The organism is Pedobacter miscanthi (assembly GCF_032678605.1).
GTDB classification, from domain to species: domain Bacteria; phylum Bacteroidota; class Bacteroidia; order Sphingobacteriales; family Sphingobacteriaceae; genus Pedobacter; species Pedobacter miscanthi_A.
Genome location: NZ_JAVTSU010000012.1, coordinates 21255 through 36014, shown reverse-complemented (window position 1 = coordinate 36014; position 14760 = coordinate 21255). Strand labels below are relative to the sequence as shown.

Sequence of the window (14760 nt, the reverse complement as noted above, 5' to 3'; positions counted from 1 at the left end):
TCTTTTATTTTTAATTGAGCCGCAAAGGTACAGTTAATATTCCGTATTTCACAGATAATCAAGCAAATAGTTTTTAATGCTAAATACCTGAAAGTAAAGGATTAAGGGGTGATGTATGGTGGAAGATGGAAAATGTATGATGGCATGGCTTTAAACTAAGATCGCAAATGAAGGTTACTGTTTGTTTTTTTGACAGGGAAGTATGAAGTACATGAATTATGATTTTTAAACTACATTTCAGGGTTAATTGTTTAAAGTGGTTAATTGGTGCCGGGTACCTAAATATCGGGTATGTTTTAACCGCAGAGGACGCAGAGTGAAGGCGCAGCGGTACACAAAGTTGGATGGAGAATAAAATCAAGTTCAACTAACTCCGTGCATTCCGTACCTCCTTGGCAAAAAATGAGGCTATCTAACATTTTTCCATTCATTAAACCCTTTGGATACGCTAAGGATGAAGAATCTAGCAGAAAAGGCATCATTGCGAGAAGGAACATCGAAGCAATCTTTCATACTTAGGAGCGCCGTTATAATGATTGTCATCCGATGAAAAATTGGCTCCGCAATGACGAGATACCGGAATAAAAAAGCCGCAGATTTAACCAGAATCTACGGCAACTATTACTCGATTGATGGTTTATACCCAACCATAAGGGGTTTCTTATTACGGTTTTACCGTTAAATTATCTTTTAAATAAAGCGCCTTGCTCGATGAACCGATCATGATCCTATATGCTCCGGAAGCGACACGCCAAACGTTGTTGATATCAAGTGTTTGAAGTTCTGTTTTACCCACTTGAAAGGAAATAGTTTTCGTTTCCCCAGCTTTTAAATTTACCCTTTGAAAAGCCCTCAATGCCAGAACTGGCTGAGCCAGCTTGCTTAACAATGGCCTCATGTATAATTGAACCACTTCTTCACCATAGTAATCTCCGGTGTTTTTGAGCTCGAAGCTTACCACAGTTGTTTCACTTGTAGTGATACTTTTTTTGCTGAATTTTAAATTGCTATAAGAAAAGTCGGTATAGCTTAACCCGTACCCGAAGGGGAAAAGCGGTTCGCCAGTTAAATTATTATAATCGTCGCCCCTACCAGTTGGTTTGTGGTTATAAACCAGGGGTAACTGAGCCTCGTTTACCGGATAGGTAATGGGTAGTTTTCCTGATGGGTTTATTTTCCCTAATAACACATCAGCAACAGCACTGCCTCCTGCTTCGCCCGGATACCAAACGTTAAGCACCGCATTTACGTTATTTAACCAGGGTTGCATGTTGATGGCACTCCCGCCGGTTAACACCACTACAACCGGCTTACCGGTTTTTACAAGTTCTACGAGTAATGATTCTTGATTACCGGGCAGGTTTAACATGGCCCGATCTAAAAACTCGCCTTCTTTTATTCCTGCAACAAATACCACCACATCGTTATTTTTTGCTTCTTTCACGGCATCGTTTATTTCCGTTGATTGCTGAACGTTATAATCCCATATAAGCTTGATTTTCCCATTACCTTTGGGTTCAAAAAATTCTATTTTAATGGCATAGGGCTTATTTTTCTCAAAATGAAATGGAACCGTTTTTAAGCCAAATGAACGTTTATCCCAATGATCAATCAACAATTTATTATCCAGGTATAATCGGTAACCGTCGTTTCCTTCCAATCCGATATTAAGATCGGCATTTTGTGGTACTTTAATATTACCTTCCCAACGGACCGAATAATCATCCAATTGAAGTTTTTCGTCTGGCGGATATAAAGTCCAGCTGAAATTAATGCCCTTATCCAGTTCCTTTTTTACCGGCGTTCCACTAAAATTTAAACCTTTATAATAATGCGCGGTTAAGCCTGTTTGCTGGTCTGATGAAAGAAACTGGCTATCCACCGGAACAAAAGATTGAAGCTCACGACTGCTGCCTTTTAAATAATTAATTTCCATTTCGCCGGAAACTGCGTTTTTCAATCCTTCGAGTATATTTATTTTATGATTTCCTGTACCACTGTAGCCGCCCAATCTAGCCTCAACAGCATCTTCACCCAATAATAAAATACGTTTTACGCCTTTTAGCGGGAGAACATGGTTATCGTTTTTGAGCAGTACAAAAGATTTTAAGGCAGCCTCTTTGGCCAATAAATAATTACTTTGATCACTTAACATCTTTTCGGCAATAGTTTCGTCAACATAGGGTTGCTCAAAGAGGCCAAGCTCAAACTTCGCCTTCAAAACCCTGGTAAGGGCATCATCAATTCGAGATTTAGGAATACTTCCATCCAGAAACGCAGGTAAAAACAGCTTATAATGGTTATAATCTACCTGAAAAATTACGTCTAGCCCGGCATTGATCGATTGTGCAGTAGCATCTTTGTAATCTTTAGCGGTAAAATGTAATACATTTGCACCACCCACTGCACCTGCATCAGAAATAACGAAACCTTTAAATCCCCATTCAGATTTTAATTTTGTAGTAAGTAACCATTTGTTTGATGTTGCAGGCGAGCCGAAAACGCTGTTGTAAGAAGTCATTAAGGAACGAATTCCCACATTTTTAACACCATCTTTAAATGCAGGGAAATGGATTTCTTCTAAAAAATGTTTATCCATTTCTATCGGATAACTATCGCGGCCACCATCGCCCACATTGGCAATAAAGTGTTTTGGGGTAACGATGATATTCTGCTTTTCTATGGCATTCATAAAAGCATGTCCCATTATTGTCGTGAGGTAAGGATCTTCCCCATAGGTTTCTTCTGTCCTGCCCCATCTTACATCGGTAGCCATATTGATCACCGGCGCTAAAAGGTCTCTTAAACCGCGCGCCCTTGCCTCATTGGCAACAGCTGTACCCACTTTAGCCACCAAAGCTGTATCGAAACTTGCGGCTAAAGCAATGGATTGCGGAAAAGCTGTGGCTCCTTGCCTCACCAAACCATGTAAAGCTTCATCAAAGGGGATGATGGGAATGCCTAAACGGGTTTCTTCTATAAAAAATTTCTGTATTTTATTGATTTTTTTGGCAAGAGAAAGCCCATCTTCAGAGGTATTATAGGTCAACATTTGCTGTGCATTACCACTTCCCTGCGCAGCAGCACTTACCTGCAAACCAAAAATCCCCTGTTTAAACTGTTGTTTATTCTGTTCGGTAACATCTCCGGGAATCATGAATAACTGCCAGAATTTTTCTTCAGCCGTCATTCTCGAAATCAGGTCTTTTACCCTTAAACCGATACTTAACTTTGAGTTTTTATAAGGCAAAATTTGTACTTTTTTAACCTGCGCAAAAAGACTGCAGGAGAAAAAAAGCGTGGGCAATAAGTACAGGTATTTTATGGCTTTCGGCATCACTATCTGGTTTCGGGCATAAAAGAAAATGTGAGTGCTATTTTCTCGTCAGTTTTAGGAAGATCGAAATGTACTTTCCCATCTTGAAGTTTCCATTTTACTTTTTGGTTAGTACTTAAAAGGGTAATTAAGCTTCCTTTTTTAGGAATACTCCCCTGCCATGAAATTTCTTTAACCGATGTATTTTCGAGAAAACTGATACCAAAAATAGTATTACCGTCTTTACTTTGGGTAAACCAGTTTTGTCCCTCATGATAGTTTTTGGTAATTCTTGTTCCATAGATGGCGGCACCATTTTTGGATGTCCAATACCCAATTTCTTCTAATTTTTTAACCACGTCATCAGGCAATGTCCCATCTGCTTTGGGGCCAACGCCTAACAGCAAACTTCCGCCTTTGGCTACAATTTCTACCAGTTTACGCACTACTTCTCCTGCAGATTTATATTGATCGTTAGGTACAAAACCCCAGGCACCGCCTAAAGTCATGCAACTTTCCCAAGGATAATCTAACTGTTTTTCGGGGATTTTCTGTTCGGGTGTTTGGTAGTTTTCGAACTGGCCATGTACAGTTCTATCTACCACAATTAATCCTGGCTGTGCTTTTCTGGCATCAGCAGCAATTTTAGGCATATCAATGTCCTGGCTCCAATCAGGAATAGGTGCGCCCCAGGAAAGCACTTCCTGGTTTACACTGGCACGCGGACGAACCCAGCCTCCATCTAACCATAAAATATCGATGCTTCCATAGTTTTTCATCAACTCATTGATCTGATTTTGAGTATAACTTTTAAACATATTCCATCGCCATGGATTTTTCCTGATGTCGTAATTGTTATTTCTGTTGGCTGTGGCATATTTGTCCCACCAATAATATTGGGAATGCCAATCGGGTTTAGAAAAATAGGCGCCGATCATAAAATTTTCTTTACGAAAGGCATCGAAAACATATTTAGCTACATCTTTTTTAGCATTGGTAGAAAATGGACCTTTTGCAATACTAAAATCTGATTGTTTGGTATCGAACATGGCAAAACCATCGTGGTGTTTGGTGGTGAATACCAAATACTTCATACCTGCATCTTTACCTGCTTTGGCCCATTGCCCGGGATTGAAATTGGTTGGGTTAAATTTTTCGCTCTGCCCCCAGTACCATTTTTTATAATCTTCATATTTGATGGTACTATCTCTTTCGATCCAGTCTTCCGAACAGATCGACCATGATTCTATAATCCCAGGAACGGCATAAAGGCCCCAGTGGATAATCATCCCAAATTTTTTATCCTGCCAGGTATCGAGTTTTTGTTTAACCGCGGCATCTTTGGGCCATTCGTAAATCTCCGATTGGGGCATAATATCGTTCTGCTGGGCAAAAGAACGGCAGGTAAAGAGGGTTAAACAGAAAAAAAGGTAAATTTTTATTTTCATTATCAGGATATAAAAAGAGGTTGTCATAAATATAAATTTGTCATATTGAGCTTCCCGAAGAATCGAAAAACTCAATATGACAGCATCTGAACTTAGATCGCCTTTATGATACAGACTCTATAAGTTATTGTGTATTAAAATTACGGCATCCAATATACCTTTTTGGCAACCTGAACATTAGCGTCTACATTACCACCAATCGCATTTAAATTTGCTGAGTTATAACTTCTTTCATCGTCTGGATAAGGTAGCCGGTTATAAGTAGCTGGTGTATAAGTAGCATCTTTAGGTGTTATACCGGTACGACGAACGGTACACCAGGTTTCTACGGCATTAAACATACTTGCCAGCCATGACTGCGTAATGATTTTCCGATAATTTCCTGCTACATCTCCGCTTGTAAATTTAACCGCAGGGTTACTGGTAAAAACATCGATCTGTGCCTGGGTAATGGGACCAGGCTTGGCTGCAGCTGGCCATATGGCTGATGTACTACCATTTACTGTGGTATACCAAAAATTTACGGAGGCTTTCATGCCAGCATTATATTCTGTTTCGGCCAATGCCTGATCGGCAGCAACGCCTATACCCTGATTGTAAATTTCAGCCTTTAAGAAATGAACATCAGCTTCCGAAATAATAACATAAGGGAAATTCAGAAAATCGCGAACGAGGTAGTAATTAAATGCTGCAAATTTATTACCAGGATCGGTGCCGGGAGCTTTAGGTGCGTTTGTATCGGTATTAGGGTAAGGAGTTCCTCCATCAAGAATTGACCCATTTTGTGGCTGAGGCACCCATTTACCTGCATTGTTAGGCATAAACCATACTTTGTAACGTGGATCGAAAAATCCGGAACCATCATCAGCATTGGTTGACGACATTTTTGCAAAAACGTTTGAACTCATCCTGATGTTTGAAACAGAAAGTTCACGGAATCCATACCAATAGCGGTCGTTGTAATCGGGATTATTTGGCACAATAACCTGAGGAAAATTACCAAAATTACTTTTATACAATGCGGTAAGATCCTGGTCGTTAGGCAGAGGGTAAACAGTCGGGTTTCCCAAAATCTCTGCAATGGTAGCTTTGGCCTTTGCCTGTAAATTGGTTTTACTCAAACGAACGGCATATCTTAACCTTAAGGCATTTCCAAATTTTTTCCAGGCAACAAAATCATTGGCCAAAAAAGATTCATAAGAGCCAAGGGCACTCTGATTTGTACCGCCAACACCTGTAGCAGCAGCTTTTAAATCATCCAATACACTGCTGTAAATGGCTTCTTCTTTATCATATTTCGGCTGGTAATTTGCTGCACCTTCTGATGCTATTCCTGCCTGGCTGTAAGGGATATCGCCATAACGATCCAACATCGACAAAGTTTTGTGGCTGATGAGCATGGTTGCCATATATTTTACATCGCCATAAATTTCAGGGTTAGGAGATGCACTGATCAGCTTTAACAATTGTTTATAATCTGCCAGATCCTGATAATAATTACGCCAAAAAGAAGTGATATAGTTTACATAAGGAAGGTTAACATTTTGGACGCCTTGCTGATTGGTAATTGGTATAAACAAACCAGAATAGATCGTATAATCTTCTTCTGTTGCACGTTTGGCCAGGTTATTAAAAAAGCCCGCAGGAGTTGCTGTAGCAACAGTTGCATCTTTATAGGGTTTGTTTAGTTCTTCGAAGCCCTTTTTACAAGATCCCACGCTAACCATTAGAGACAAGCCAAGTATAGAATGAATTACTTTATGTTGAATTTTCATGTGATTAATGCTTTAAGTGATTAAAATGAAGACCGGATAGTAAAACCAAATGATCTTGTTTTTGGCAGAGATCCATATTCTATACCCTGCATGTTACCGATGCTGTTTACACCTTCAGGATTTAAACCTTTAGGTATCGTGGTAAAGATGTAAAACAGGTCTCTTCCAACCAATGAAAGTGATAGATTTTGGATAAACCTGGTTTTTTGGATAAACTTGGCCGGCACCTGATAGGTTAAAGCCACTTCTCTTAATTTCATCCAGGAGTTTTTAAATACCGATGCCGAACGGGGCACGCCAAGGTGGTTCCAGGCGGAGAAAGTGCCTTGATAATACCACTGGTAATTTACCACATCGTTATTTGGAGTGCCATCTGCAAATACTCCCCCGAAGTTAACTCCGGTATTAGCCCTCGTCCCATCAGGATACACCAAAGGCAAACCACCGCCATTACGTTCTTTTAAGGTTTCTACTAAATTACCACTGCCCATACCCGCAGCATAAGAACCGAAAAAGGTATCGCCTCCAATTTTCGCATCAGCCAATACGTATAATGAAAATGCTTTATACTTAAAGGTGTTGGTAATACCACCAGTTAATGTTGGCTGAGAATTACCAATTGGCACTTCATCTTGTGTTAATACCCATTGTGTACCTGCGTAATAAGATTTGCCATCAACAGTATATTGTAAAGGCAGTCCGTCAGTACCGGTAGCTCTTTTCACTATTTTTTGCCCGTTTGAATAGGTAAAATCTTTTCCATAAAGGGTTCCGTAATAATCGCCAACCTTTACCCTTTGTGTAATCCCACTGCCACCGAAAAAGTTTCCAAGGGTTAAGGTTTCAACGCCATCTTGTAAAGCCAGCACTTTAGTTCTGGCATGTGCGCCGCTAATGGACACATCCCAGCTAAAATCTTTCGTTTTTATTGGCGAACCGCTTATAATAAATTCAAAGCCAGTATTCCCCAATGAGCCTGTATTGATTTTCACAAAATTAAACCCAGAAGATAAAGCCAATGGATTATCCAGGATCTGGTTAAAACTTTTCATGGTATAACCCGTTAAATCTATGTTTAACCTGTTGTTAAATAAACCCAAATTGATACCAGCTTCGAACGATCTGCTTTTTTGTGGTTTAACTCCTTCAAATTTTAAGGTACCTGGTAAACTTTGTGCCTGTTGTTGATTGTTGGTGGTTACATCTAAAAGGTTAAAAATGCTGTACGGATCTGTATCAGAACCTGTTTCTGCATAGGAGAATTTCAGCTTTCCGAAACTTAGCCATGGCAAACTGCTTTGTAAACCCTTAATTCCATCTGTAAAGACATAACTTAAATTGGTTGCCGGATAAAAATAGGAATTAGAACCATTTGCCAAAGTGCTCGACCAGTCGTTACGTGCTGTGGCTTCTAAAAACAAATAATTTTTGTAAGAAAGGTTTAAGAAACTATATGCAGAGTTTATCTTTTTAGCGTACTTGGTTTCTTCAGGCTGAGGCACCGGTTTTGAGCCATTATTTAAAGCAAATACGTATGGTTTTACCAAGTCGCCATCTGTCCGGTTGCTCGAAATATAGTCATTGCGATAATAACTTTCTACCCCGGCCGTTAAGCTGGCATTAATCTCTTTTCCGAAAAGATTATCTTTATGTAAACGTGCAAAGGCTTGTAAGTTGGTTGACAAATTTTTTGCCTGGGCCAATTTATATGCACCATCCTTCTGACCTAAAACATCGGTAGGGAAATTTTTTACAGTGGTTACATCGTTCGAATTATCAACGCCACCTTGCGCTGTAACATTTAAAAAATCGGTTAAATCGGCCATTAACTTCATTCCACCTGTTAATCCGTTTCTGTTAAAAAGGGTATTGTTGTTATTAATACTCCAATACTGATTACCTAAATAGCCACCACTATAGGGGTATTTAGGTGCATTTGCTGGAAAATTACTTGGAGTAAGTACATCCTTGCGTGAATGATTAGGACCATAGGTATTATCAAAATCCACGTAAGGGTTATAATCTCTGGGCATGGAATAAATTACGCCTCCCAAATAACCCGAGCCTACTGTTGGTGCATTTAAACGCGTAAAATTAACGTAGCTTGCCGTAACCTCTGCACTTAGTTTTTTCGATACTTTAAGTGTAGAACCTAAGTTAAAAACGTTCGATTGGATATTGCTATTTAAAATGTTGGCTTTAGTATCATTTCTGGTATACGAAAGTCGGCCAGTAGCATTATCATTGCCTCCAGAAATGGCTACATTATGACTTACTACAGAACCATCAGGAAAAAATGCTTTCCAGTTATCTGGCTGAGCTGAATAAGGCCTTAAAACGCCATCATAATTTAATATGGGCAGATTATCAAATCTAGGGCCCCAAGATTGGCTACCGGGATAACTGAAATAGGCATCTGTTGCTTTACCGTTTGGATAAGGAACCGTACCAAAAGAATTACTCAAATATTCGCCCTGTGCTGTATTCCCATTACCAATTTGATATCTTTGTCCAGCACCATTAACAGGGAACATTTTACTGTTATCTGCCGTCAACATAGAGGCTACACCACCTTGGCCATATTCATTTTGAAAATTTTGTATTTCGTAAGGATCTGTATGTCGGTAAGAATAATTATAATCGATACCAAGCCCCGGGCGGTTACTCCCTTTTTTGCGTGTAATTAAAATAACGCCATTGCCTCCCCTTGCACCATATAATGCCGCCGCAGCAGGGCCTTTTAATACCGTAATGCTTTCAATATCATCCTGATTGATAAAGTTCATCCCTGTACCCCAATCGTTATTTGATGAAACATCGGCACCTGTATTACCGGCAACAGATGAAGTGTTGTTACCATTTACGTTGGCAGGATCATTATTAATGGCTACACCATCTACAATAATTAAGGCCCTATTATCACCTGTTAAAGAAGTATTCCCACGAACCACAATTCTTGACGAACCGCCTTCTACCCCACCGCCTGATTGCGAAATCTGCAAACCAGCTACTTTACCCATTAAACCCTGGGCTATAGTAGGCGCCTGACCAATCGTTAAGTCTTTTCCAGATACTTCCTGAGTAGAATAACCCAACGCTCTTTTTTCTTTCTTAATACCGAACGCAGTAGTAACCTGAACTTCTTCCAGGCTGCTAGCAGATGATTCTAATTTAACATTTACAGTGGCAGAAGCCCCTACAGTAATTTCTCTGGAAGTGTAGCCAACAGATCTGAAAACAAGGATATTCCCTTCTGCTGCTGCGATAGAGAATTTACCATCAGCATCTGTTTGGGTAACCTTACTTGTTCCTTTAATAGAAACACTTACACCTGGTAGTGGCCCGGATGCTTCTATTACCTTACCGGTAATAGTTTTTTGTGCAAAAGCAGTTATTGTTAAAAACATCAACAAAAACACACTTAAGCACTTTAAGTACATTTTTTTCATAATTCGTTTAGGTTAGTATTAGTTAATGGTGGTTCAAAATTTTGGTTCAATGGTTTTCTTTTATTTTATCATGTATGATTGGTTTTGTTAAAAAATATTTGTTTTAAATGAACTTAAATCGGATTATTCGAATAAGCTGTTTTCTACCATCAGGCTGGCGGCAGCCAATAATTCGGCTTCATTAATTAGCGTAGAAAATTTAATTTCTGTTTGTTCGGCTATTCTGGGGATACAAAATTCATTAATGGCTTGTTGTATTGACGGAAGAAGCATTTTTCCAGCCTTTGCACCACGGCCACTTAATACAATGCGTTCGGGATTCATGATATGGATTAAAGTAGCCAGACCTTTACCAATCTGAAATGCAGCATCGGCTAAAATAGAAATGGCTACAGGATCTTGTTTTACAACTGCATTTAAGAAATGATCTACATGACTTTTGCTTTTATCTTTAAAAAGGGCTTTTAAACTTGTTTCTTCATCATTCTTCACCGCAGCTTCAGCTTTTTGAACCATTATTAAAAGGGATGTTTCAACTTCAAGACACCCCCGCTTGCCGCAAGAGCATAATGCATTTGAATTAGATAAAGGTATATGACTAAATTCACCGGCATAACCGCTACTTCCACGATATAATTTACCATTCACAATCATTCCCAAACCTGTACCCCAGCCAATATTGACAACAAGTACATCTTTTAAATTTCTTGCTTCACCAAAATTCAATTCAGCCAGGGCAATTAAACTCGAGTCATTATCTATATAAACGGGTAAACTTAATTTGTTAGAAAGGTAATCTTGCAGACTTATATCGCCTTCTACCTGCATAAAAGAATAGTTCATACCCTTTTCGGCATTAACAAAACCTGGCATTCCTATACCAATTCCCAACAAATGTTCTTTGTTTATAGTTGATTTTTTGATGCAATGCTCAATGAAAGAGATCAGCATATTAGCACTTTCACCTTCCGTCATATCTAAATCAATAACTTGAGTTGGTAAAACCTGATGGTTTGACAAATCATATATCGTTAACTGTGTAGTTAACTGATCCATCGCTACTGCTATAATGTATCTTTTATAATTGGGGTTTAATAAAAAATTTAAAGGCCTCCTGCCTCCTGTTGAAGGGGCTAACCCCTGCTCGATAATTAGACCATCCTCTATCAGCCCATTTACAGTAGAGGTAATTAATGGAAGGCTTTTTTTGGTATGCTTGCTTAAATCAGTAAGAGATGATTTTTTTTTATAATAAAGCAGCTTAATGATGTCGGCTCGGAGTCGTTGTGCTTTTTTAATTGTTGCTGACATTTTGTTGTTTAGTTTGTATAAATTTATAAAAAAAACAAAAGAAATGAAATCTTTTTAAAAATTTTAAAAAGAAAATTCATGCAACCATATTTTATGATTAAAAGAAAAGCGTTTTTAAAACGAATCCTACTGGCCAGAAAGCGCTTATTGTACCCATACCAGTAATAAAAAACGGCGATTTTCTAAAGTGAAAATCGCCGTTTTAAATTTAAATTTGTGTCTAATAAAAATTAAGCCGGGTATATTTATCTAAAATACCTTTATCATTTTTTTGCCACACTATTGGATTAATATTGCAGCTTAATAACTATTTCCCATGTACCAGGTTCGAAAATTGCAAAATCGAACCAATAATTAAAGTATTTGCCAATGGCACTTTCATTATTGTACATATCTATACGCTGACCCCAGATGGGAATACCCTGGCCGGCCGGAAGCCCTCCAATAACAGGAATCGGCATTCCGGCTACATCTATCTCCAATCGATCAGGAAACTCGGTATACTTTGTAATTTTCTGCAAACCTAAGTTATGCCAGTCTTTCAGATTTGGATTTGCTGCAGTACCATAATCATACCCTAGCAAGGTTTTAGGATCAATTGCTGTACCATCTTTCTTTAGGGTTCTAATAATTAATTTATTCCCAGTGGCCTGTAATTTTGTAAATGTAACGTCTATACCATCAATTTTATCTACACCTGCAAATTGATAAGAATAAGGGCCAGCAGGAGTTGTAGTAATTTTTAGAGCATTTTTTAATACCATTTCACCTGAACTATTTTTAACCTTTACATCGATTATGTAAACTCCTTTTGGGAATATTTTAACGTCTGTAGCTTCACCATAAATTAGTATTTGTCCGTTTTCGGGTTTTATATCTATGGCAGGTCTGTTTACTTTATACCTTATGGCATCTATTTGAGATAAATCTGTTTCTAAACCCGTTGCAGTTGCTTTCCAAAAGTAAGTATCAACTTTATAATTCATCAAATCAGTCAGTACTTTCCCTGATTCGTCTCGTATCGCATCAATACTAAATTCAAGCGGTTTTGTAGATTCATCAGTAGCCAAAGCTGGCGAAGTGTATAAACCTCTACCTGTTGTTACTGTAACAGAAGGGCTAGGATATTTTATTGCCGGACTTAAAAAACCTGTCGTATCATTTTTTTTGCATGCTGATAAAAAAATAACACAACACAGTAATAAATAGGCATTTTTTAGGATTAAATTTTTCATATCTATTAAATTAATTAACATCAGCTATTCTAAAATATTTAAGCTTAAGCCCCCCACTAAAACTTGATGCACGCTCTAAAACATGTATCCTAGCATTAGCCGTTATTAAATTATGCGTTTGTATTTTACAACGATAGTTTACTGAATCAACTAATTTTATTTTTCTATGTTCGTATTCCATGCTGAAAGCTGAAGTTTGTAAAGTACTTCCCGGACTAAAGCCTCCACCTACGCCATAAATTAACAGGCTATCAGTATTATTATCTTTATAATATTTAATTTTATCAGGAATTACCTCTTCTAAAGCTACATTAGCATTAGGTATTATAAATCTGTTTAGTAACATTTTTAATGTATCTACACCAATTTTAGCTAATGGCCTCGCTGCTTGCCTGTCTGAAGGCGTAAATCGCCTCTGGAAACGCATAATTGCATCGTTAGGTGTAGCATATATCGTTATATTTTGTTGATTAATTAAAGCTTTAGTATTTGTTAGATTGATAATTTTAATCAGTGAATCAAACAAATGATTGGGCCGGCTAGCCAAAAAATCATATGCAGTCATACTCTTTTCTGATTCGGGCTGCCCAGATAGGCCACCATCAACATAATATTCGTTTTTTTGGCAAGCCGATAAAATTAGCGCCATTGCAAAACTGAATATTATAATTTTAAATGAGTTAGTTTTCATATTTATCATATTAATTTAAACGGTACCGTTATTTCCAAAAGTCATTTTGTGTAATTACAAAATCGCTCTTTGCAATTATGGTTTGATCTATTGGCAACAACCATGCACCAGTTTCATACCAGTTAGCTGCCGTTATTTTTGAATACTTTGCAAGTTTTCTTGTACGAACCAAGTCAAAGAAAAATTGACCTTCACCAATAAGCTCCTTTTTACGTTCTAACAAAATAGTATCCTGTAAATCACCACCACTGGTATAAGGTTTAGCATATGCTCTTCCTCTTACTCTGTTAAGTAAGGTTATAGCTTCTGCAGGTCGGTTAACAGTATTGCTCGCCAACGCTTCGGCTCTTAACAAAATAATATCTGATAAACGTGTTATAATGATATTCGATTCATTGATGTTTTGGGAAGTTGTGTCACCTTTCAATTGTAAGGTTCTGTATTTCCCCAGGTAATATCTGCTTCCTGATGTTGCATCATTATTGAAAACGTCTTTACCTACTTGAAAAGGTTTACCATAGGCCTCTTTTACAAACCACGTAAATCTTCTGGCATCTTTGGTACCGGGTATAAACATTTGGTTCATTTGGGCTGTAGATGGAGATAATAAAAATTTCTCTGTACCGCCACCACCATCTGAATAATCGGAATAATAAGGACGACCTAATGTGCGATTGTATACCCGGTTTTTCTGAACTTCCCTGGCATTTGCATCAAAATTTAATTCAAATATCCCCTCTTTTGTTTTTCCGACAAAAATGCTTACTAAATTATTTGTATCGGCTACCAGTGTATATGGGCCTCTGGTAATTACGCTATCACACAATTTTTCGCAACTCGAATAATCCTGCATCCAGCCCATAACGTGTGCCTTTATAGCCCAAGCAGCGCCTTTTGTAGCTCTTACGGCGACATCATCAGCAGCATAAGAAAGCTGTAAATTGGCAATTGCAACGTCTAAATCTGCATTGATTTGTTTATAAACATCAGCTTTGGGCGCTCTTGAAAGATTATCCAGATTAATACTTTTTAAGTTCAAAGGCACATCGCCCCAAAAACGTGTTAAATAGAAATAAGTTAAAGCCCTGATAAAACTAGCCTCTCCTATGTGTCGCTTTTTAGTAGCTGCATCATAAGTTGATATTTGAGGAATTTTTTCTAGTACCAGGTTGCATTGGGCAATTACTTTATAAAAATCGTTCCAATTGCCGCCCCCATTATTGATAAGTGGAGCAATAGTATTGGTAGCGATAGCTGTTTCTGTTTTAGTATTTTGACCTTGCGAGTAACTCGAAAAAACATCTGCCCGCATATCGCCCATTAAAAAAACCTTATCTGGTACAACAAAACGCAAGAAAGAATAAGCGGCTGAAATTGCCTTTTCAACATCTGCAGCAGAACTTATTGCATTTTCCTCTGTCGGAATATCTATAACATCCGGATTTAATATCTTTTTGCACGAAAACAGTAGTGCAAAAGCCATTAATGCGATGTATAGTATTTTTGATTTTCTTTTATTTAAAATATTCATATCT

Annotated in this window: 8 protein-coding genes; all 8 read right to left on the bottom strand. The window is 38.1% G+C overall.

What is annotated here, in order from left to right; genetic code table 11:
* Positions 1–664 precede the first annotated feature (664 nt).
* Complete coding sequence (locus tag R2R28_RS18070; RefSeq protein WP_316827089.1) at positions 665–3337, bottom strand: glycoside hydrolase family 3 N-terminal domain-containing protein; 2673 nt, start codon at positions 3335–3337, stop codon at positions 665–667.
* A gap of 2 nt (positions 3338–3339) precedes the next feature.
* Entirely contained in the window at positions 3340–4764 is a 1425-nt protein-coding gene (locus R2R28_RS18065) for an alpha-L-fucosidase (RefSeq protein WP_316827088.1), read from the bottom strand.
* 140 nt (positions 4765–4904) lie between these two features.
* Positions 4905–6539, bottom strand: coding sequence for a SusD/RagB family nutrient-binding outer membrane lipoprotein (locus R2R28_RS18060; RefSeq protein ID WP_316827087.1), 1635 nt, complete (start codon positions 6537–6539; stop codon positions 4905–4907).
* 20 nt (positions 6540–6559) lie between these two features.
* Complete coding sequence (locus tag R2R28_RS18055) at positions 6560–9988, bottom strand: SusC/RagA family TonB-linked outer membrane protein (protein WP_316827086.1); 3429 nt, start codon at positions 9986–9988, stop codon at positions 6560–6562.
* A gap of 123 nt (positions 9989–10111) precedes the next feature.
* The gene (locus tag R2R28_RS18050) at positions 10112–11299 is read right to left on the bottom strand and encodes an ROK family protein (protein WP_316827085.1); all 1188 of its coding nucleotides are present in this window, start codon (positions 11297–11299) and stop codon (positions 10112–10114) included.
* A gap of 287 nt (positions 11300–11586) precedes the next feature.
* Entirely contained in the window at positions 11587–12534 is a 948-nt protein-coding gene (locus R2R28_RS18045; protein ID WP_316827084.1) for a DUF5007 domain-containing protein, read from the bottom strand.
* Between the two features lie 10 nt (positions 12535–12544).
* Positions 12545–13225, bottom strand: a complete 681-nt coding sequence (locus R2R28_RS18040; protein ID WP_316827083.1) for a hypothetical protein — start codon at positions 13223–13225, stop codon at positions 12545–12547.
* 28 nt (positions 13226–13253) lie between these two features.
* Positions 13254–14756 (bottom strand): RagB/SusD family nutrient uptake outer membrane protein, encoded by a 1503-nt coding sequence (locus R2R28_RS18035; RefSeq protein WP_316827082.1) that lies wholly within the window; start codon positions 14754–14756, stop codon positions 13254–13256.
* Positions 14757–14760 lie beyond the last annotated feature (4 nt).

What these genes read in the sequence shown, in the direction of transcription:
- R2R28_RS18070 (WP_316827089.1), bottom strand. Translation starts at nt 3,337, where the DNA reads ATGCCGAAAGCCATAAAATACCTGTACTTATTGCCCACGCTTTTTTTC.
- R2R28_RS18065 (WP_316827088.1), bottom strand. Translation starts at nt 4,764, where the DNA reads ATGAAAATAAAAATTTACCTTTTTTTCTGTTTAACCCTCTTTACCTGC.
- R2R28_RS18060 (WP_316827087.1), bottom strand. Translation starts at nt 6,539, where the DNA reads ATGAAAATTCAACATAAAGTAATTCATTCTATACTTGGCTTGTCTCTA.
- R2R28_RS18055 (WP_316827086.1), bottom strand. Translation starts at nt 9,988, where the DNA reads ATGAAAAAAATGTACTTAAAGTGCTTAAGTGTGTTTTTGTTGATGTTT.
- R2R28_RS18050 (WP_316827085.1), bottom strand. Translation starts at nt 11,299, where the DNA reads ATGTCAGCAACAATTAAAAAAGCACAACGACTCCGAGCCGACATCATT.
- R2R28_RS18045 (WP_316827084.1), bottom strand. Translation starts at nt 12,534, where the DNA reads ATGAAAAATTTAATCCTAAAAAATGCCTATTTATTACTGTGTTGTGTT.
- R2R28_RS18040 (WP_316827083.1), bottom strand. Translation starts at nt 13,225, where the DNA reads ATGAAAACTAACTCATTTAAAATTATAATATTCAGTTTTGCAATGGCG.
- R2R28_RS18035 (WP_316827082.1), bottom strand. Translation starts at nt 14,756, where the DNA reads ATGAATATTTTAAATAAAAGAAAATCAAAAATACTATACATCGCATTA.